Source organism: Elusimicrobiota bacterium, assembly GCA_016721625.1.
Taxonomy (GTDB): Bacteria; Elusimicrobiota; Elusimicrobia; order FEN-1173; family FEN-1173; genus JADKHR01.
Genome location: JADKHR010000001.1, coordinates 2,346,962 through 2,366,709, shown reverse-complemented (window position 1 = coordinate 2,366,709; position 19,748 = coordinate 2,346,962). Strand labels below are relative to the sequence as shown.

Here is a 19,748-nt window from a genome sequence, read left to right as displayed (position 1 = left end):
GCGAAACTACCGGCGGCCGTTTTTCAAACGGAGCCGACGTTGGTCGTAGAGTTCGTAGGCCGTTTGAAACAAGGCGGCCCCGTCCTTCACGATGTCCTCGTCACCGGGCGCGGGCGGGGCGGGGTTGAAATGGGCGCTCGAGCGGTCGAAGAGATAAAGGTTCGCGGACTTGTCCGGGCGGTAAACGGCCAGCCGGTCCCCCCGCAAGAATCCCACGTCCCGATCGTGTTGCATCATGGCGTAACCGCGGTCGGGCGGCACATCAAACAGGTCCCGGCCAAAAAAAACGCTCGGGAAAGTCCAGTTCGTCAGGCCCAACAGAGTGGGAGCCACATCCATGGAACAGGCCAGCGTGCCCACTGTTCCCGGCTTCAAAAGCCCGGGCGCGTAAATCAAAAAGGGGACTTCATAGGAGCGGATGGGGATGAAGTCCGCGCCGTAGACACGGGCGCCGTGGTCGCCGATGATCACAAATACGGTGTTCTTAAAAAACGGCCGGGTCCGGGCCGCGTCGAAAAAATCGCCCAGGGCCCAATCGGCATATTTGACGGCATGTTCCCGTCGGTGGCGTTTCGGGTCCAGGTCGATCCGCCCCGGGGGGTACTCGTAGGGTTTATGGTTGGAAACGCTGAGCACCACCGCCAAAAAGGGCCGTCCCGCGGCGTGGAGTTGGTCGAATTCCTCCAGGCCTCGATGAAAAATATCTTCGTCCGAAACACCCCAGGCCGTGGTGAAGACGGGGGCTTTAAAATCCTTCTGTTCCACAAATCGGTTAAACCCGTTGTTCCTCATGAAAGGCCGCATGCCGTCAAAGATCCCCCGGCCCCCGTAGAGAAAAAGGGTCTCATACCCGTGGGTCTTCACGATGTCGGCGATCGTGAAAACATTTTCGGACTTGGACCGCTTGAGAATCGACACGCCGGGGATCGGCGGGAACCCGCAGAGAATGGCCTCCAGGCCCCGAACCGTGCGGGAACCTGTGGCGTAGAAACGGGTGAAAAGCAGACCCCCACGGGACAATTGATCAAAAGCGGGCGTGAGGTTTTCGGGATGGTGACCCAGAACGCCGGTGAAGTTCGCTCCCAGGCTTTCCTCGATCATGATCACGAAATTGGGGCGGGAAAGTCTCCCATCCTCCGTGAGGACCCGTTCCAGGGGGTTCGGAGTCCCGCCGGAAGTGGGGCCCCCTTCGGGCTCGGCGAGGAGCGCGTTCACCCGTCGATGGGCTTCGTCTGTATCCAGGGTGTGGTAAAAAGCGTGGTAGTTGAGATCGTTGGTCCAAAGAGCCCGGAAAAACGTCAAAACCCCGTTGGCCGCCACTTCATTTTGAACCCGGTTTTGGCAAACCTCCATGGAAGAAAGGGGGGTGATGGCCCCCAGAACCAACAAAAGCGCCGCGTGAACCGCCAAGCCCTTGGCCGCGAAACGGCGGGGCTGATCGAGCCCCCGCTCCAATCGACGATAGGTGAGAAGAAAAAATCCCAGAGCCACGGTCGCCACTCCCGCTAAAATCCAGAGCACCGGATAAGACTGCCATATGTTTCCGGCCACTTCAGTGGGAAAAAGCAGATAATCCACGGCGATGTAGTTGAATCGCGCGTTGAACTCGTCAAAGAAAGCCACTTCGATGGTGGAGGTGAAAAGGAAAAGGAAGAGCCCCAGGAAATAGGCGCCCCGAAGGAATAACAGAAAACCCCGCCGACGCCATAGGCGGGAGGGAATCGCCCATAACGCCAACGCCGCGGGCAGAGAAAGCGCCAGGGCGGCCACGGCGTCCAACCGAAGTCCCACCCACCAGGTTTTCGCCCAAACCGCGAACCCCGTTTCCAACATGCCGTGAACCCAAAGGGCCAAGACCAGCCTTAAGAGAAGAAAGGCCAAAAAGAAAACGGCGGATAAAACAAACCCCGGCCCAAGAACACCGTCCCTGGGCGGGGTGGAAGGCTCGCTCACCCCTCTATTTTACGTTTTTCGCGGGGAAGTTATTGTTTTTTCCAGGTCATTTCCACATCGACGGGAACCTGGCGTTTGATGGCCATGCCGAGGAGGGAAGGGGCCGGGATCTTGAAGTCGTCGATGTTTAGGGGCACGACGCCCTTGAAATGAAGTTTTCCTTCCGGGCGGTCCACGACGGTGAAGGGGACGGCTTTGTAGGTCGTTTTTTGGCCGGAGAAAGCAATGTCCAAGTCCGCCGTGAAATTTTGACCGGCGGGAGCGTTCGGCATCGCCACGGATACCTGGACCATGGGGAACGTGGCGCCTCGCGTGGTTTCCAACATGTGGGAATCCCGGTTGGTGTCTCCGGACAAAAAACTGTTGACCGGCGCCGCCACCAAGAATTTACAGCCCGAGCCATCGCAGATTCCTTTGCCGCGGGACGCCGTGCTGGTTCCCTCCACCTTATGAAGGGTGTGCGTGACATGGTAAGTGAGCGCAGAGGAATCCAACACCCAGGATTCTGCGTGAATCAAAACAGACGCGACCGCCAACGTCAAAGCGAAGAGGATTTTTTTCATGGGTGCCCCTAGAAGTTGAAGACCATCACGGCCATGGACAGAAAATAGGCGGCGGCGCCGACGCCGGCCACCGTCGCGTGATGTTTCGCCGCGCCGTGCACATCCTCGCCTTTATCCCGTTGTTGATACGCCTGGTACCCTAAGATGGGGGCGATCACCATGGCCGGGAAATGGATCCACGCCAACCCCTTGTGAATCTTGGTGGCGCCGGCGGATTTCTTGGCTTCCCCTTCCGGCGCGAGAAGAGAGAAAGACGCCGTGGTGAAGTAGAGGACGCCCGTCGTAATTCCCAAATTTTTATGGAGGTCCCGCTTGGAATCGGTTCCTTCCGCCGCCCCGGACGCGGTCATCACGCTGGCCAACATGGGGACCGCCGTCACGAGACCGAGGATTTGATGGGTCTTAAGCATTTTGGACCGCTTATGAAGGGTGGCCTGGGCGGCCGGATCGGATTTCAACTGATCGGCCTTGAACCCCAGATCGTCGAGGGAAAGACCGTCCCCCTCGCCCGCGGCGAAGAGCCGGACGCCGGTGGCTGGGAACAACAGAGCCAGGGCCAACAAGAGCCTTAAGAATTTCATAGGATACCCTCTCTTTTGATAAAGAAGACCTGCGGGTTTATCGTAAGATTCGCCAAGGACCCCGTCTATGACGCCCGTCATATCTGCCCCCGCTTCCCTGAAACAGCCGCCCCTCCCTAAAACGGTCCGCGTTTTGGGCTTCGTCAGCTTTTTAAACGACGCCGCCGCGGACATGATTTATCCCCTCCTGCCGGTTTTTTTAACGCAGGTGTTGGGCGCCGGGCCGGCGTCGCTTGGGTTGATCGAAGGCGTGGCGGAATCGTCGGTCTCCCTTTTCAAGCTTTTCTCCGGCGTCCTTTCGGACCGATTTCGCAACCGAAAATCATGGATCGTGGCGGGCTACGGGGTCTCCAACCTCGTCCGGCCGTTGATGGCGATCGCCTCCACCTGGCCCCAGGTCCTGATTCTCCGCTTCGCCGACCGGATCGGAAAAGGATTGCGGACGTCGCCCCGGGACGCCTTGGTGGCGGACGCGGTCTCACCCGACCAGCGCGGCCGCGCGTATGGGTATCACCGGGCCATGGACCACGCCGGGGCGGTGGTGGGGCCGCTGGTGGCCGCCTGTTTCCTGATCGCGTGGAACCTGCCGCTCCGAACCGTGTTCCTTCTCTCCGCGATCCCGGGGACCCTGTGTCTCCTGCTCATTTTGTTTGGGCTCAAACGAGGCGCGTCCTCGCCCGCGGAGCCTGCCCCCTTCCATCCGAGGGAAGCGTGGCGGCAACTGCCCCCGACGCTCAAACACTTTCTCTCCGTCCTTTTTATTTTCACCCTCGGAAACGCCAGCGACGCGTTTCTGATCTTGAAAGCGAAAAATCTCGGCCTCTCCACCGCTCTGATTCTCGTCCTGTGGAGCTTCTTTCACGTGGTCAAGAGCGGGACCTCCTTCCTCGGGGGTCGTCTGTCCGATCGGGTGGGTCGGCGGAGTCTCCTGGTGGCCGGCTGGGGGATCTATGCGGCTGTTTATGCGGGGTTCGCCTACGCGAAAACGCCCCTCCAGGTGTGGATGCTCTTTGGAATTTATGGATTGTTTTTTGGGTTGACGGAAGGGGTGGAGCGGGCGTTGGTGGCCGACTTCGCGCCGGGCGTTTTAAGGGGGTCGGTTTTCGGGCTTTACCACCTGATCAGCGGCGTCGCCTCGCTTTTCGCTTCGCTTATTTTCGGCCTGCTGTGGAAATGGGGAGGCGATCCGCTGTCGTTCCTGGTGGGCGCGGGGTTCGCTCTCCTGGCCGCGGCCGCCCTGATGTTTCTCTCCCCGCCCGCGCGGGTCAGCGCAGTTTGATCACGAACCGAAGCACGTCGCCCCGATCCTTGACCTCGGAATAGGTGTATTTGATGCTGTCCGGGGGGAGTTGAAGGTCGGCGGCGATTTTGTCCGTCACGGTCTTTTGCCGCCCTTTCACCATATCGCCCAGGGGATTCATGGTTTGGAACTCCAGGGCGAAGGGATAGGAGGAGTATTCCCTCAGGACGTCCAACCCCCGCTCGAAAATCGGGAGGGCATCGGGGTTGATCTTTTCGTCCCGGAAAAGATAGGTGGAGGAAAACTCCACCACCAGGTTTTTCTTGTCCCGATATTTCAGGTGGCGAAGGGTGAAGGCTTTTCCGAGCGTTGTGTGGGTGTCGTTAAATTCGTCGACGGTGATGAACCGGAAAGAATAGGCCGACGCGACCCGGATCATCTGCCCTTCTTTGTTGAAACCGTCCCACACGATCTCGTTGACAGGATTGCCCTTGCCCGCGATGGTGTGGACGATGTCGCCTTTGTCGTCCGCGACTTCCAGTCGCCAGCCGATCACCGTGGTTTTCGCGGGAGCGGGCTGAAAGCTGATGAGGGGAGGCTCCACCAAATCCGGCAACCAGGGTCGCGCGGTTTGGTGGGAAGAAAGGCGATCAAAGCGGCGGAAATCGTCTTCGGAGGGGATAGGCCGCCCCTGCTCTAAAAGTTTTTCCGTCTTGTCCGTGACCGCATCCACCAGATCCTTCATGTCGATCTTAATTTCGGGCGTGACCTTCTCGATCATCACTTTGTCTTTGGCCTGACCCGTCACCTCCATGGACCCCAGGTTCTCCTGCCCCACAGCGGCGGCCGGAGAGGTGGGGGTGGACGACGGGGGCGGCGGCGTGGACGACTTTTTCGGGGGAGCCGCGGGTTTGGCCGCAGGTTTCGCCGCGGGTTTCGCCGGAGCGCTTTTTGAGGCGGGGGAACCGACTTTCTTCGGGGCCGGGGCCGTCGGGTTTCCGAGGGTCGCGGCGAAGGAAGCGCCGACCCCCACGCAAAGGATCAAAGATGCAAGCACACGGTGTCTCATTCCTGCCTCCTAAACTCTGTCAACCCGCCGCCATCCACTTCCCGTCAACATCTCCGAATCAAAGGGCTTTAAACTTGAAGGTGATGATACCCCATTGCTCCTTGCCGTATTGCGCGGGGTCCAATTCCTGGAACCGCCACTGGAGGAGCGCTTGCCTCGCCAATTCGTCGAGCTTCTGGTACCCCGAAGACCGGTCCACGACGGTTTTATTGGCGTTCACTTCGCCCGTGTGCAGGACGTAAAACCGGATGCCGACCGTCGCGATCAGGCCTTTCTCCCGAGCCCAGTCGGGGAAAACCGGCAAGGTCTGAAACAGAATTCGTCGTCCGGAAAGAGGCCCGGAAATTTCATAGGGGACCCGGGACCCGCCCCCAGCCCCTGCGCCGCGGCCTTTACCGCTGGGCGTTCCCATGAGGGCGTCCCCGCCGCCGGCGCCGGAATCGGTTCCGGGCGCTCCGATCGTCGAGAACCCGCCCGACACCCCCATTAACGGGCGGCCACCCTCCTTGCTCTTCAGGGTTCCACCGCCCCCCTCTCCCGATCCATCGCCGCCCCCCGTCCCGCCCCCGGTGCCGAAGAAGGCGGTTGAAACGGACTTCGCGCGTTTATCGGTTCGGTTGGACAAAACGATCTGAGGGGCATCCGGGTCCGCGTTGGCCAATTCCCCTGCGGGACCTTTATTCAGCGCGAACGGCAGATCGCCTTTCGCGAACCGAACGCCCGGAGATTTTTGATTAATCGTTCCCCCGCCGCCCACCTTGTCCCCAGCGCCTAAACCCACGCCGGATAATCCGCCCCCCGCCTTGGGCTGGATCTTCCCCACATCAAACGTCCCGGCCAAACTCCGATCCTTATCAACCAACCGACCCTGCTGTTGAACATTTTCCGGAATCCGCCGAGTCGCCTGAATCGCGCTGGGGGTCTGCGTGCCGAGAAGATCCGTTTTGGGCTTGTCGGGGACGATCAGCTTGTCCATCGGTTTGGGAGTGCTGAGGCCCACCGCTTGGGTCATCTTCTTGAAAAAAACTCACTTCCTCTTTCTTTTCTTCCTTCGGAGGGGGCGCGGGCGTTTCCGTTTCCGCCTGGTCGATCTTGAACTCGATTTCGGCGATGGGGTCGCCCATGGGCCCCGCATCGGGCATGGCCTTCCAAAAGTACAGCGGGATGTGGATCGCCAGGGCCAGGCCCACGCAGAGCATTTCCCGGGGACTGCCGAAAATATGATCGTTGACTTCCAGCATCACTTCTTCCCCAACGTGACCGTTTTCTGCTTCGTAGCCACGGCAATTTTCCGAGCGTGGGTTTTCGTTTTTATGGTCTCGATCAGGTTTTCCACGTTCTCGTAGTCGACGTCTTTGTCCGCCCGGATGATGACGACCGATCCCTTTTTCTTTTTCAGAAGCCGTTCCAGGAGGCGAGGCAAATCCCCCAGGGGCACGATGTTTTCGTCGATGGCGACGCGTAAATCGGTGCCGAGCGAGATGGAAATATTTTGTTCTTTGGTTTCGGAGGTATAGGCCTCCGGAAGTTCCACGTTCATGTTCGGGATATTCAACACCGGCGCGGCCACCAGCATGATGATGAGGAGAACCAGCGTCACGTCGATGATGGGCGTGATGTTGATGCCCGAAATGGCGTTCCCGTATTCCCGGACTTTTTTCATTTTTTCGCCCGTTTGACCAAAGACAATTTAGCCGCGCCAGCCTGTTTGGACATGTCCAACGCGGTCACCACCAATCCGTGCCGGACCCCCTTGGCGGCCGTGATGATCACGGTTCGGTCGTTTTTTCGGGACAGCTCCCCCGCCAGGTAATGCTGGAGATCCACGGCGGACGCCATTTTGTTCTGGTTCAACCAGTAACCGTCCGGACGAACCTCCACGATGAGGGGTTTCTCCGGAACGGCGTCCCTGACCTTTACCGCGGAGGCCGCCTGGGAAGCGGAAATCTTGATCATGGATTGCATCACCATGGGCGTGATCAGCATAAGGATGATCAACAGAACCAGCGAGATGTCGGCCAACGGCACCACGTTGATCTCGCTGATCTCTTCGCCTTCGCCTTTCTCGATGGACGCGCGTTTCATGGGTTCGACCTCCGTTCCAGCGTCACCGTATGGGACACCGGTCCGGCGGAAAGGTTCCTACCGTTTTTCCCCGAAGACCGCCAGCAGAAGCCGCTGGCCGTAGGTGTTCATCTCCACCAGAACCGCCCGGAGGCGGAAGTTGAAGTAGTTGTAGATCATGGCCGCGGGCACCGCGACCACCAGCCCGGCCACGGTCGTGATCAAGGCCTCGGAAATACCGGCCGCCACCACCGAAGGCCCGCCGGACCCGGACTGAGCCAAACTGTGGAAGGCGTGCAACACGCCCATCACCGTGCCCAAAAGGCCAATCAACGGAGAGATGAAACTGACGGTGCCGAAAAGGCCGACCCGTTTGCGCAGAATCTCCTGACCTTCCTCTTTTTCGATGACCATCCCGTCCTCGGCATCGAGGCGGGAGACCAGCGAGCCTTCCAGCCCGGCCTTGAACACCTTCGAGAAAACGCCGGAACTGACCTCGCAGAGAGCGATCGCGTCCCGCAGGCGTTTTTCCCTCACCAGGCCCATGATCCGCTCCCACAGCTCCTTGGGAAACTTGGCTTCCCTTCGAAAAACCCAAAAACGCTCCAGTGTGAAAGCCACGACCAGCACCGAAAAAATGAGGATGGTGCTGATGATGGGGGGGTTGACCATGAACCACTCTTTGAAACCCATCTGCATCATTTTACTTTCCTCCCTTTAAGTCTTTCACTTTTTGCTGGGCGATGGCCCGCCATTCCGCATTGGTGCTGAACGAAGCGATATCCGCATACACCGCGACGGCCTGGGCCGTCGCCCCTTCTTTTTCGTAAAGTTCACCCAGGAGCGCCAGCCCCGCCAGACGGAACTTGTTGTCTTTGGGCGAGAGACGGCGCAGGGTTTCGTAGGCCTTCTTCTGTTCGGTCGGGGCCTTCAACTTTTCGTAACACCGCCCCATGTTAAAGGTCGCCTCGAAAATTTCCTCCCGGTCCGCCGGAAGCTTCTGGTAGGTTTCGACGGCCTTCATGTAATCCTCCACCTCCTCGTAGAGTTGCCCCACTTGAAGATACACGTAGGCGGTTTTCTCGTCTCCCGGGTAGCGGCGGAGGAAGTTCATGTAAGCGTCGATGGCCTGGAACGGTTGGCCGGATTTGGTATAGCAGATCGGAATATTCAAGGCGGCGTCCCGGGACTTCGGGTCGGAGGGGTGGGCCTCCAGGAAGTCATTAAAGGACAAGGCCGCCTGCCCATAATCCTTCAAGCTGAAGTAAGACACCGCGAGTTTGAAGCGAGAGTCTTTCGTCAGGACGTCTTGGGGATAGTTCACGATGAAGTTCTTGAACGTGTTGACGGCGGCGGCGTATTCGCCTTTCAAGAAGTAGGAATCCGCCTTGTAATAGAACGACTGCATGGCTTGGGTGGAATCCGGGAAATCCAGGATGAGCCGCTGGAAGTAGTCCAGGGCCTTGTCGTAATCCTTGCGGTTGTAGGCTTCGGCCCCGAGCTCCCAATAGATGTCCGCGGTGAATTTGCTTTTCGGGAACTGGGCCACGAGTTCCTTCATGTCGCCGCCGGTTTTCCCTTGCTTGTAGAAAGCCATCTGGAGGAGTTCCTGAACCTCTTTGGCCTTTTCGTCGTCCGGGTATTTCTCCATGTAGGCCCGGTACTGGTCGATGGCGCGGGGAATGTCGCCCGCGTTGTAGAAACACTGGCCGATTTGAAGCATGGACTCTTTGGCCAGGGGCGAGGCGGGATAGAGTTCCACAACCTTTCGGAAGGACTGATACGCCTGGTTGTATTGGCCGAGCCCGAAATAGGTGCGCGCCGTCTGGAAGACGGCGTCCGGGGCGAACTTGGAGGCCGGGTGTTTAACCGATAGCGTGGTCCACTTGCCGATGGCCTCGGTGAAATACTCCTGCCGGTAGAGCGCAAGACCGGCTTGGTAGAGAGCGCGCTCCGTCCGGGAATCGTCCGGATATTTGGCGATGAACTCCTCATAGAAACCGACAGCGCGCTCGTATTCGCGCTTGTTGAAGAACACGTCGGCGGAGTCCAGGGTTCCGGTCTTCTTCATGTCCGCGTTGTTCAACAAGACGTGGGTGACGACCTCCGCGTAGCGGCGTTCCTGGATCATGGTCACCGCCATGAGATAGAGCGCCTTATCGAAGTAGCCGGTGTTGGGGTAGCGGTCCAGGATGAACTGGAAAGTGGCGATGGCCTCGTCGGGCTTTTTCATCATCATTTGGCAGAGGCCCTTCATGAGGCTGACTTTGGCGTGCAGTTCGCCCCACTCAAAATCCTTTAGAAAGCGGTCGGCCTTGGCGATGGCGACGTCATACTGTCCCTGGACCGCGAGACTCCAGATGATCTTGAATTGCGCGTCCATGGTGTAGTCGTTGTTGGTGATCAACCCGGAGAAACCCGGAATGGCCTTCGCCAACTCGCCTTGACGGAGCGAGATCTCCGCCAGGAGGTATTGGCTCGCCGGGCCCGAGAGGTTTTGAGGGAACTCCTTCACCAGTTGGGTCCAGTTCAGGCCGGCTTGATCAAATTTCCCGTTCTGGAAGTCCACGCAACCCATGCGGAACAGGGCGAAGGGGCGGAAGGGGCTGGCGAGTTCGGTGGTGTAGATGCGTTTAAAGGAATTGTAGGCCAGGGGGTATTCTTTGGATTGGAAATAGGCTTCTCCCATTTGATACAGGGCCCGATCCGTCCAGAGTTTTTTTTCATCGTTGTCCAACACTTCCTTCAGAAGCTGGGCGGAGGCGATCACGCGGTTTAAGAGCCGCTGGCAAACGCCGCGGTAGTAGAGGCAGGAAGGATCTCCCGGCGCCCGTTCCAAGAGCTCCAGGGCATTTTGATATTCGCCGCGTTCCATGTAGATCAAGGCCAGAGGAACGACCACGTTCGGCAGGTTGGCGTAACCGCCATGGGATTCCAGGAGTTTAACCAAATACCCCTCCGCCTTGGCGTGCTCACCGCGGGCCAGGAGACAGTAAGCCGACCCCAAGAGAGCTTCCGCGCGAAGACTGTCGTTCTTCGACTTTTCCACCCAGGCGAAATGATCCAGGGCCGTCAGGTATTTCTTTAAATTGAAATGGCATTCGCCCATGCGGAGGCGGGCCGAAATGATGAGGTTGGCGTTCTCCGAGGCGCCGTTGTTATCGATGAATTCCTTGAACTCGGCGGCGGCCTCGGGCCATCGGTTTTGGAGGAAATAGGATTCAGCCTTCACGTATTGGGCCGCGGCGGCTTTGGGGTGGCGGGCGAACTGGCGAAGAAATTCACGGCTTTCGGCGATCGACGTCTCATATTTGCCGGACTGGAAAGCGCCCGACATGACGACGAAAAGGCGCTCGGCGTCCGGGTTGACGAAGGCGGCCTGGGCCGCGCCCATCCCTCCCAGCGCGGCCGCCAAGACCAGAGCGTTGCGAAGACCAAAGGGGGTTCGTGTGCGTGTCATCATGGTGTCCCTCATAGCTTGCGTTGGTTCGTCAGTTCGTCACTCGTTCACCGCCGTCCGCCCCTCCGCCGTCCAGGACCGGAACCGATTCGGCCTTCGGAACCGGGGGGGCCACCGGCGCCGCGGGAACCGATGGGTCCGCTCCCTCCAGCCCCTCCGGCGCCCGCATGCGTATTTCCACGTCCGGCACGATGTTCGACTTATAATCCAGCCGGAACTTGCCCCGCTCCTCCCACAACCGGCCCGCCTTGTATTCCACCGCGAAGCGGTAGCGGTAGAGGCCCCGCTTGACGGGCCGACCGTTCTCGTCGGTCATGTCCCACAGGATCGTGGAACCCGGATGGAACTGCTCCGCCAGCGTTCGAACGATTTTCCCCTCTTCGTCCGTCAAGATCAGCGTCCAGCGGGCGATCTTGAAATTCGGGACATCGATCTTGAACTTCACCTCGTTCTTCAGCCCTTCTATATATATCGAATCCGAGTTCGGCGCAAGGCCTTCCGGTGAAATTTTTGCCTGATAGATGTTCCCCCACCGGAGCGTGAGGGAGACCTTGTTCGTCGAACCCAGGTCCTGCTGGTTGGCGAACGCGTAGTCGAAACGGAAGAGCCGAAGCGCCACGCCGAGCCCGGCCGTCCACTCCTGGTTCTGGTCCCACCCGGTACGCAAGCTGAGCAGGGGGGTGGGATTGTATTCAAGCCCGGCGACGTAGTAGGGGTTCTGCCGCTCGGTTTTGTTGGCGTCCATGGAAACGATGATGAGGTCCCGCGGCGCCCGGAAGGCCAGCCCGAACCGAGCCACCGGACGGATCGGGTCGGCGTCGTCGCCCAGCGTGATTTCCGGTTTATTGAGATTGTTGAGCGCCAGTCCGGCGCTGACCCCGTGCCAGGGCCGGGTGTATCCGGACAGATCGACGGCGAAGGCGCTCCCGGATCGAGAAAGGACTTTCTGTTGAAGAAATCGCACCCGCGCTCCCGCCGCCCAGAAGTCCCTAAAAGATTTCCCGTACGACAAGGACAGCGCATTCTGGGAAACCGCCCCATCCCCGCCGGAGGCGAGGTTCAGATCGTCCCTCCCTTGAAACCCGTCCGAACGGAGCAACATGTCGGAAACGGCCAACCCGCCGAGGGGTCCCAACGGAACGCCGAGGGCCAGGTCGTAGAGTTTGGTCCCGAGGTTCAAGGGGGCATACATCGTGTGCAGTTGATATTCGTCGAGAAAAGACAAAGCCGCGGGGTTCCAATATTCCGCCGAAACGTCATCGGCCACCGCCGTGAAGGCGCCGCCCATGGCCAAGGCCCGGGCCCCCGCGCCGTAGAGCAAATAGTCTCCCGCCTGCCCGAAGGTCGTTTCCGACCGGGAAGCCAGGGAGAAAGAAACCAGAAGGAAGGAAGTCACCCCCGCCCTCCACCAAGGCGAAAAACGAGGGGACGAGAAGGGAGAACCAGAAGTTCGTGGGGTCATATTATTTGATCACCGCTATCTTTCGTTTGAAGGTGCTTCCGTCGATGGCCGATTCCAAGACGGCCACATAGCCGCCGTTTCCAACGGCCACGCCGTCATCGTTGCGTCCATCCCAGGAGATCCGGTTCAATCCCGTCTGACCGCCCGCTTCCCCTTGGGAGAAACTCTGTTCCCGAACCTTCTGACCCATCAGGTCGTAGATGGTCAACCGAACGCCGGAATCCCCCGGGAGGTTATACTCCAGATACGTGAGGTCCCGTCCCGCCCGGAAAGGGTTCGGGTAGTTGAGCAACCCCTGGTCGGGAGTCGTCGGGGCCGAAACGAAAAGGGTCTTGCTGGTTTTGAGGGTTTCCGTATGAATCACCCCCGACTGGGTCACCCCGAAATATTGAACCGTGTGCCGACCCACGTCGTTAATCACGAAGGGGCCGCCGTAAACCTGGGTCGGCCCCCCGTCGATGGAATAACTGAGAGAGAGAAGGACCGTGCCGGTCTCCACCTGAACGTCGAGGAAGATGGGGTCGCCTGGTTTGATGGCGAACCCCTTGTCCTCCGCCACTCCCCGGCCGCCGACCCGGAGCGTCGTCAGCGGGGGCCCGAGCAGACGGAAGAATTGACGGACGCTGGCGCCGCCAGACGCCCCAACGAATTCCCCGGTGCCCGACTTCTGGGCGTTGGTCACGAACAGGGTGGACGCCTGGCCGGCGACGTCCGACACCCCGCTCAGGGTCGAAAGAGTCCCGAAGGTCGGGTCCGGGAGTTGGAAGGTCACCGGCAAATTGGGGATGGGGTTGGAGTAGGCGTCCACCAGCGTCACCTGAATGGCTTGGGTGGTCCCGGCTTCCAATGTAGCGGGGAGGTTGGTGGTCAAACCGGCCAAGGGGCCCGGGATGAAATTCATGGAAGCGCTGGTCGACGTCCGCACGCCGTCCGTCATTTGGAAATAAAAGAGGCCGGCCTGGGAGAAGGCCTGCTGGAACGTGTAGGCCCCCGCGTTGATCAGAAGGTTCGTGACCTGAAGGGTTCCCGTTACTGGAAGCGCCGCCGGGCTCACGGCGGAGAGGGTGACCGGCTGGGACCAGTTTTTGGCGGTGGTCCCGGTGTCCCGATCCCGGGGGGCGACCGTCATGGTGAACGAGTCCGGCGGACCCACGCGATTTTCCGCCGGGATAGTGGCCACGTAGTCCACATCGCGAGGAATGAAATGGATGGGAGCGCTGAACCCCTGCCAGCCCCCCTCGTCGACGAATTTCAAAATGACGTCTTCGGCCACCCGGTAACCCAAGGTGAGGTTCAAAAGACCCGAAGGGTCCATGCGGACCCGGTTAGGGTGATTCACGTCCGGGACCGGCGGGTTCACGATGACCAGGTTGCCAACGGGCAGAGGCTGGAGGGACAACGTGACAGGCTCAATATCCACAGTGCCCGTAAAACCGGTCACGAGGGCGCCGGTGCTCACCCCGGTGAAACGGTACAGGGACAGGTCCACATGGAAATCTCGAGGGGGGCCGCTGTAAAAATTCGGCGGAAAATTGGGGGTCAAGACGGCCACATAGGTCCGGCCCGTGATGGGAATCACCACCGATTGCGGGAAAAGGCTGACGCTGGAGATGTCTTGGGCCGTGACGGTCACCTGGGGAGGCGCGCTCAGTTTGACACCCGCGAAGAGCGCTTGCCCGTTGGAAAACGACTGGACGGGCATGGCGGCCAGCGCACCGTCCGACGAAGTGAGCCTCACGCTGGGCGCCAACGCGGTGTTCAGCGAAGTGACGACGTTCCAATAGCGGTCCACCGCGTTCACCTGAACCGAAAAGGATTCCTGCGCCGCCTGGGCCGCCAAGCCGGAGGAATCTTTTCCCGTCAACGAAGGGATGCCCGGAATGGCGACCTCCCCCGGAGCGAGGATTTGAACCTTGACGTAGGCCCCGGGGGTGATGTCCATATCGTCAAAACCGACAATAGTCGGAAACACGCCCAAAGTGCCCGAGGCGCGGACCACGATGTGTTCCGCCTTGGTGTAGCTGAAATTAAAGGTCGCTAGGCCGTTCGTGAGGGTGGCGGCGGACACCGGAAAACTCCCCACGGCCGGGCTGGTTCCCACCTCCACCGACACGCCGAAGGTATGTTGATAACTGGTGTCCTGAATCGGGAGTGCGTCTTGGATCGTGTCGTAAAGTCCGACGGTGACGGAGAAAATGTCGTCGGTGCTTTTGGCCGCCGGGGGAAGGGTGACGACGTATTTCAAACCGTTCGGCGTGATGGTGATGTTTCCGGAATCCGCCACGCGGTTAAAACTGTCGGTGACCCGGATCCGAATGGTCTCCACGTAACTGTAGCTTTGCGGAATGATCACGCTCCCCGCGTTGAGGGTCGCCACGCCGGTTCCCAGGGGGACCGTGGCCGGTGAGAGAGCCGGGTCCAGGGCCTGGAGGTTAATGGCGTTATTGGCAGTGGGAACGGGAAGACCGCTGACCGGATCCACCAGGGTGACGGTCATATTAAAATTCTGGCCCGCCAACGCGGTGGCCGGAAGAACGGTGAATTGGTAAAAAGCGCCCGGAGTGACAGGCACGTCGGAATAGGACGTTTTGGCTGGGGCGGACTGGTCGGTGGCGGTGACGCGGACGGTGCAGGGGTTCGTGGGCAACATACCCCGGAGGAAAACGCCGCTCACCGTCGTCGAACCGCTGTTGACCGCCACGCCTGAAAGCGAGATGGCGGTGTCGTTCGAATTCAAAGAAAATGTGTTGCCTGAATAGGTGACGTCCTTATTGTAGAAACGGTCGCAGGCCAGAAGGGTGTAACTCATGGAGGTGTTGGCCTGGACGGAGCTGATAGAGACGCTGTTTTTCCCGGGGTCCGAGGGCGAACCCGGAAAGTGGACTTCCCCCGGCGCCAGAAGAAGCAACCGGCCGGTTCCCCCGGAGTAGGAACCCGCGTTCACGGTCACCGTGGAACTGTTCTGAAACCCGAGCGCGGTGATCGACGCCACGATCACCGAAGGTCCCGCCGTATAAACCTGAACGAACCCCGTGCCCGTGCCGTTGGCCAGGACCACCTGAGCCGGGGACCCCAGATTGGCGAAGACTCCCAGGGTCGGCAGACCGAGGTTCGCGATCGCGGCCTGGTCGATCTTGTTTCCGTAAAGATCCACGGCCGTCACCGTGACGGGGAAAGAGTTGCCGGCCAGGACGCCGCTGGGACTTCCGGACTTCAGCGACCCAAGCCCCAACCCCGGCGTGCGGGTTTCGCCGGGAAGAGTGAGGACGATGCCCGAGCAGACGATCAATTCCTTCACATTGAACAGGGCGCTGAAACCCTCCCGGACCGTGGAGGTGCTATAGAAAGCCCTGACTTGAAGCTGGTCGGCCCCTGTCAGCAAAGAGGGCCCCGCGTAGGTGATCGTGATGGGTTGCGTCACCACGCCCCCCAAGACGGGGTCGGCCACGAAGGTGATGGTGCTGGGCGAAATCGTCCCCGCGTAGGGCACGGGTGCGCCATTCTCCCACAACTCCAACTGGACCAGCCCCCCAAAATTCTTCGAAAGGTTATTGAACTGATCAAACGCCTTGAACGTCAGAAGAAAGGGCACGCCCACGGTCTGATTGGGAATGGGATCCGCCGTCACGGACAAAGCGTTCGGCGTCACGACGAAATGGTCCACCGGGCCGGCTTGAACGGAAATCGTCGTGTCCACTTGTTTGGGAATGGGGCTGTTGTCGCGCACGCGGACCACATTGGGCCCCAGTGTCCCGAGCGTCAATTGCTGGGGAAACAGGCCGCTCGACATTTGAAAGGGGTTCACGAAAGGCAGGGTCCAGACCCCGCCGCTGGGAAGGGTGAAGTTCAGGATCGGCCAGAGCCCCCCGGCCAACGGCGGATTGGTGATCGGGTTAAAATAACTATCCGTCAGATAGACGTCGAACCTCACGGGAACATTAACGGCGGCCGTTGAAATGGTGCCAGTTTTTCCATCGGTTTCCCCCGTGGCGATGGGGTTGATCCCGGGCTCCAGGGTTTCACCCGGCGCGACGAAAATGATCTGGTTGTAAGGCCGGGGCCCGACGTTCATATAGTCGCTCACCCCCAAGGCCGTGCCCGACATGGAAGCCGTCAGCCGCTGAAGGCTCGATGGATAGGCGGTTCGGAGAGTAATCCCAGCGATGCTTAAGGGCCCCCCCGATGGCACCATATTGGGAGTCCCCGGGATGTCCACGTAAGCGGGAAACGCGCTGTTGTCGGCGGCGATGGTGACCGGGTTGGCGGGACTCGGCACCGGATTCCAACTGGCGTCCACGGCCCACACTTGAACCGCGACGACGTTCCCCGCCAACTGGGGGCTGGGAGGGAGGCTTGGATCGTTGCCGGGGTAGGCCCCAGGCGTAAACGACTGCCCGGGGAGAACGAGGTGCAGGTGGTCCAGGGGACCGTGATTGTTCAAAAAGAGGTTGGAATCCCCGGTGAAACCCGCGCCATCGTCGAAGCGGATGCAGGCCGTCAAACTTTCCCGCAACACCTTGACCGCTCCCACCCAAACACCCGCGACGAAATTGACCGTGTTCTGCACGCCGCCCAAGCCGGGGTTCGTGTCTAAAGTATTGTTTCCGAGCCCCGTGCCTAAACAGTTATTGGCCGAAACCGTCATCGGGCCATTGTAGGACACCACGGTGTTCCCCGCCACGTCCCGAACCCGGGCCGAAACGGCGAAAAAGCTGGTGGCCGTTTGGGGGGTGGAGATGGTGGAGATTTCCACACTGCTGGGCGCGGCGCTATTGACGAAGATGGAACTATCCGAAATGGGGCCGCCCGGAAAAACCTGGGCCCGGATCGTGTGGTTGACACCGGAGATGGTAAAGGAGAACAGGCCGTTCATCAAATCCTGATTCCCGCTGTTGATCGTTCGGAGGCCGGGGAAAATATCGCCGGGCGGATTTGGAGGGCCCGGATGGGAAAGCGAGGTGTAGACAACGGAAACCGATCCGGGGGCCGAGATCACAGGGTTGTGGTAAAGGTCCACCAGAAAGGTGGAAACATTGAGCACGCCGATCCCGGCCACGGCGGGGTTGGCGGCGCCGATTTTTCCCGCCCCGGTGCCCGGGGTTAAACGTTCCCCTGGAAACAGCAACGTAATGTGGTCGAAACTGTTGGGATTGATGGTCATATCCACATAGCCCGTGGCGGGAGCCGCTTGCCCGGCCGCCACGTAGGTCAATTGGGCCGTCGCCCAAAGCCGGTTGGTGCGGGAACCGGGATCCGTGCCGTTCATCTGGATAGTGGCCACGGCGATACCGTTGACAAACGAGGTCCCGTTGATGAACGTGCTGACGCCGTTGACGATCACGTCGCCCGTGGAAGCAGTGATGTCGACGTTATCGTGGAAACCGCTCACCACCCCGCCCACGCTGTCGCGAGCGACGATTTGAACCGCGAAGGGGACGCCGGCCGTTCCGGTAAAGGGCCCGAAGGGGGGAACCACATCGAAATGGTGCACCACCCGTTGAATATTGATGGAGATGGTTCCCTGCACGCCCACCACCGGCTTTTTTTCCGCCGTCAAAATCATCGGTCCCAGGGGAGCCGCCCCGGTCGCCAAAAGAGTGAAACCCGTGGGGCCCGCCACAGGGACGCCAAAAACAGTGTCGTTCGGAGTCACACTAACGCCCGGCGGTAAACCGACGAAGGCCGCGTTGTGCGCGGTCAGGTCCGGAAGACCTCCCGACAGGGGATTGAGAGTCAGGGTGACGTTGGTATCGCCCCTCATCACGTTAGTGGCAATGGAGATAAAGTAGGAGTCCACCGCCTGGGCGCGGGAAGCCGCCAGAACCCAAAGGAGGGAGAGCCATCCCAGCGTTTTGATCCCACGTTTTAAGGTTTTCAAGGGGCGGGCTCCGCCGTCCGTACCGCCAGGTCCAGCTGGCCGGTGGCGGGCTCCTGTTGGCCGCTGTAGATCGTCCGGGCCCGAGCGGAGAGTCGATTGAACTGAGCGGTGGGATCTCCACCCAAAAATCGGACGGTCACGGTGGCGATCCCTTTCTCGAACTTGTCACCGGTGACGCTCCCGCCATCCAGGTCGCCCGAGACGGCTTTCAGGTCCACGTCGCCTTTAAAGGAAGTCACCACGGCTCCCGTGGCATCCCGGGCGATGATCTGTAACTCAAAGGGTTGACCGACGACGCCCACAAAAGGCCGCGCCAGGGGCGTCAGGCTAAAACGAGCGACGGAACGCTCCAGGTTAACGGCTTTTTGGCCCAACACTCGCGCGTTATCAGATTTCCGAACCTTAAGAACGAAGGGCCCAGGGGTAACGGTGGCATTAAAAGAAAGGAAAAACCGGGTGGGGCCTTGGACAGGGGATCCGTCCGCGGGATTATCCGGGGTGATGGTTAAACCCGCGGGGAGGCCGACAAATTTGACCCGATGGGGGGTCGCGTCGGGTTCTCCCTTTTCCCGGGGTTCCAAGGAAATGGAGACGTCCGAGTCGGCCACCATGACCACGGAGGGACCTGTGATGACATATTGATCCACAGCCCACCCGCGACCCGCCAGGATGGCTAAACCACCCAGAAACCAGAGTTTCAATGTTTTGTTCATAAAAAACGCTTTCGTTTGTGTCATATCAGGTATCATGCATGCGACACAACGGCCATTTGGTGCGACAATTTTCGCCCGCCTTTTGCCGGATTTGTCTCATCCTCTTAGGAAGGCTCTTCTGGAACCGGTCGGCGCGCCGAAAACCGACGGGCCCCGCCTCAGTGAAAACATCCTGGCTCGTGAGATGGGTCCACATACGGCGATAGTCTAGCCCCTGAATAATAAATTTTCAAGGGTTATTTTTCGGATCTTATGATCCCCCGGATTTTGGAAAAAAGATACATGACTATATTTATCTTGATTTCGGACGATTTGGGAGATACAATGGGTTCTTATGGCTCTTATGCTCTGGTCCGACCAATACCGCACCGGCCTCCCCGGAATCGACCGGGAGCATCAGGAACTTTTTCAATGCGTCAACGCCTTTGACGAGGCGTTGCGCCAGGGTTTAAACCGAGAACAGGTTGCGGAAACCATCGAATTCCTCATCCATTACACCGCCAACCATTTCAGCAAGGAAGAAATCCTGTTGGCCCGGACCGCCTATCCCGGTCTGCGCGCCCATAAAGCGCGCCACGCGGAATTGATGGAACATGTGACGGCCATGGCGCAAACTTATCAATTGACCCAATCCGTCCTCACGGTCGAGGTCAGTCAATTCCTGGCGGATTGGCTTTCTCAACATGTTCTCAAGGATGACCTGGCCTACGCTTCATGGGTCAAATCGACATCCCCTCCTCCCCTGACTCAATCGCCGTCTTAACC

The 19,748-nt window shown here is 59.6% G+C and carries 15 protein-coding genes; 2 read left to right on the top strand and 13 right to left on the bottom strand.

Annotated elements, in window-relative coordinates:
• Positions 1-6: 6 nt before the first annotated feature.
• Genes IPP35_10240 through IPP35_10230 form a run of 3 tightly spaced genes read right to left on the bottom strand, consistent with a single transcriptional unit; the run spans position 7 to position 3,097 of the window.
• Positions 7-1,953, bottom strand: coding sequence for an LTA synthase family protein (locus IPP35_10240; protein MBL0059468.1), 1,947 nt, complete (start codon positions 1,951-1,953; stop codon positions 7-9).
• A 29-nt stretch (positions 1,954-1,982) separates the two neighbouring features.
• The gene (locus IPP35_10235; GenBank protein ID MBL0059467.1) at positions 1,983-2,516 is read right to left on the bottom strand and encodes a YceI family protein; all 534 of its coding nucleotides are present in this window, start codon (positions 2,514-2,516) and stop codon (positions 1,983-1,985) included.
• Between the two features lie 8 nt (positions 2,517-2,524).
• Entirely contained in the window at positions 2,525-3,097 is a 573-nt protein-coding gene (locus IPP35_10230; protein MBL0059466.1) for a hypothetical protein, read from the bottom strand.
• Between the two features lie 67 nt (positions 3,098-3,164).
• Between IPP35_10230 and IPP35_10225 the strand changes: the two genes are divergently transcribed.
• Positions 3,165-4,376, top strand: coding sequence for an MFS transporter (locus tag IPP35_10225; protein MBL0059465.1), 1,212 nt, complete (start codon positions 3,165-3,167; stop codon positions 4,374-4,376).
• Here IPP35_10225 and IPP35_10220 read toward each other — a convergent pair.
• The 10 genes from IPP35_10220 to IPP35_10175 all read right to left on the bottom strand — a co-directional run bounded on the left by IPP35_10220 (position 4,363) and on the right by IPP35_10175 (position 18,983).
• Positions 4,363-5,406 (bottom strand): hypothetical protein, encoded by a 1,044-nt coding sequence (locus tag IPP35_10220; protein ID MBL0059464.1) that lies wholly within the window; start codon positions 5,404-5,406, stop codon positions 4,363-4,365. The two genes, IPP35_10225 and IPP35_10220, sit on opposite strands and share 14 nt — an antisense overlap.
• A 58-nt stretch (positions 5,407-5,464) precedes the next feature.
• Positions 5,465-6,268 carry a TonB family protein gene (locus tag IPP35_10215; protein ID MBL0059463.1) on the bottom strand — a complete coding sequence of 268 codons (804 nt, stop codon included), beginning with the start codon at positions 6,266-6,268 and terminating at the stop codon, positions 5,465-5,467.
• On the bottom strand, positions 6,261-6,647 hold the full coding sequence (locus tag IPP35_10210) for a hypothetical protein (GenBank protein MBL0059462.1): 387 nt from the start codon (positions 6,645-6,647) through the stop codon (positions 6,261-6,263). Before IPP35_10210 ends, IPP35_10215 begins: the two co-directional genes overlap by 8 nt.
• Positions 6,647-7,069 carry a biopolymer transporter ExbD gene (locus IPP35_10205; protein ID MBL0059461.1) on the bottom strand — a complete coding sequence of 141 codons (423 nt, stop codon included), beginning with the start codon at positions 7,067-7,069 and terminating at the stop codon, positions 6,647-6,649. Before IPP35_10205 ends, IPP35_10210 begins: the two co-directional genes overlap by 1 nt.
• Positions 7,066-7,491, bottom strand: coding sequence for a biopolymer transporter ExbD (locus tag IPP35_10200; protein ID MBL0059460.1), 426 nt, complete (start codon positions 7,489-7,491; stop codon positions 7,066-7,068). Before IPP35_10200 ends, IPP35_10205 begins: the two co-directional genes overlap by 4 nt.
• Positions 7,492-7,548: 57 nt before the next feature.
• Positions 7,549-8,172 carry a MotA/TolQ/ExbB proton channel family protein gene (locus IPP35_10195; protein MBL0059459.1) on the bottom strand — a complete coding sequence of 208 codons (624 nt, stop codon included), beginning with the start codon at positions 8,170-8,172 and terminating at the stop codon, positions 7,549-7,551.
• A gap of 1 nt (position 8,173) precedes the next feature.
• Positions 8,174-10,933, bottom strand: a complete 2,760-nt coding sequence (locus tag IPP35_10190; GenBank protein MBL0059458.1) for a tetratricopeptide repeat protein — start codon at positions 10,931-10,933, stop codon at positions 8,174-8,176.
• A 28-nt stretch (positions 10,934-10,961) separates the two neighbouring features.
• Positions 10,962-12,326 (bottom strand): PorV/PorQ family protein, encoded by a 1,365-nt coding sequence (locus tag IPP35_10185; protein ID MBL0059457.1) that lies wholly within the window; start codon positions 12,324-12,326, stop codon positions 10,962-10,964.
• A 67-nt stretch (positions 12,327-12,393) separates the two neighbouring features.
• On the bottom strand, positions 12,394-18,270 hold the full coding sequence (locus IPP35_10180) for a hypothetical protein (protein ID MBL0059456.1): 5,877 nt from the start codon (positions 18,268-18,270) through the stop codon (positions 12,394-12,396).
• Entirely contained in the window at positions 18,267-18,983 is a 717-nt protein-coding gene (locus tag IPP35_10175; GenBank protein MBL0059455.1) for a hypothetical protein, read from the bottom strand. The genes IPP35_10180 and IPP35_10175 overlap by 4 nt, the downstream gene beginning before the upstream one ends.
• Before the next feature lie 334 nt (positions 18,984-19,317).
• Between IPP35_10175 and IPP35_10170 the strand changes: the two genes are divergently transcribed.
• A complete protein-coding gene (locus tag IPP35_10170) occupies positions 19,318-19,746 on the top strand; it encodes a hemerythrin family protein (protein MBL0059454.1) in 429 nt (142 codons plus the stop codon).
• Positions 19,747-19,748 lie beyond the last annotated feature (2 nt).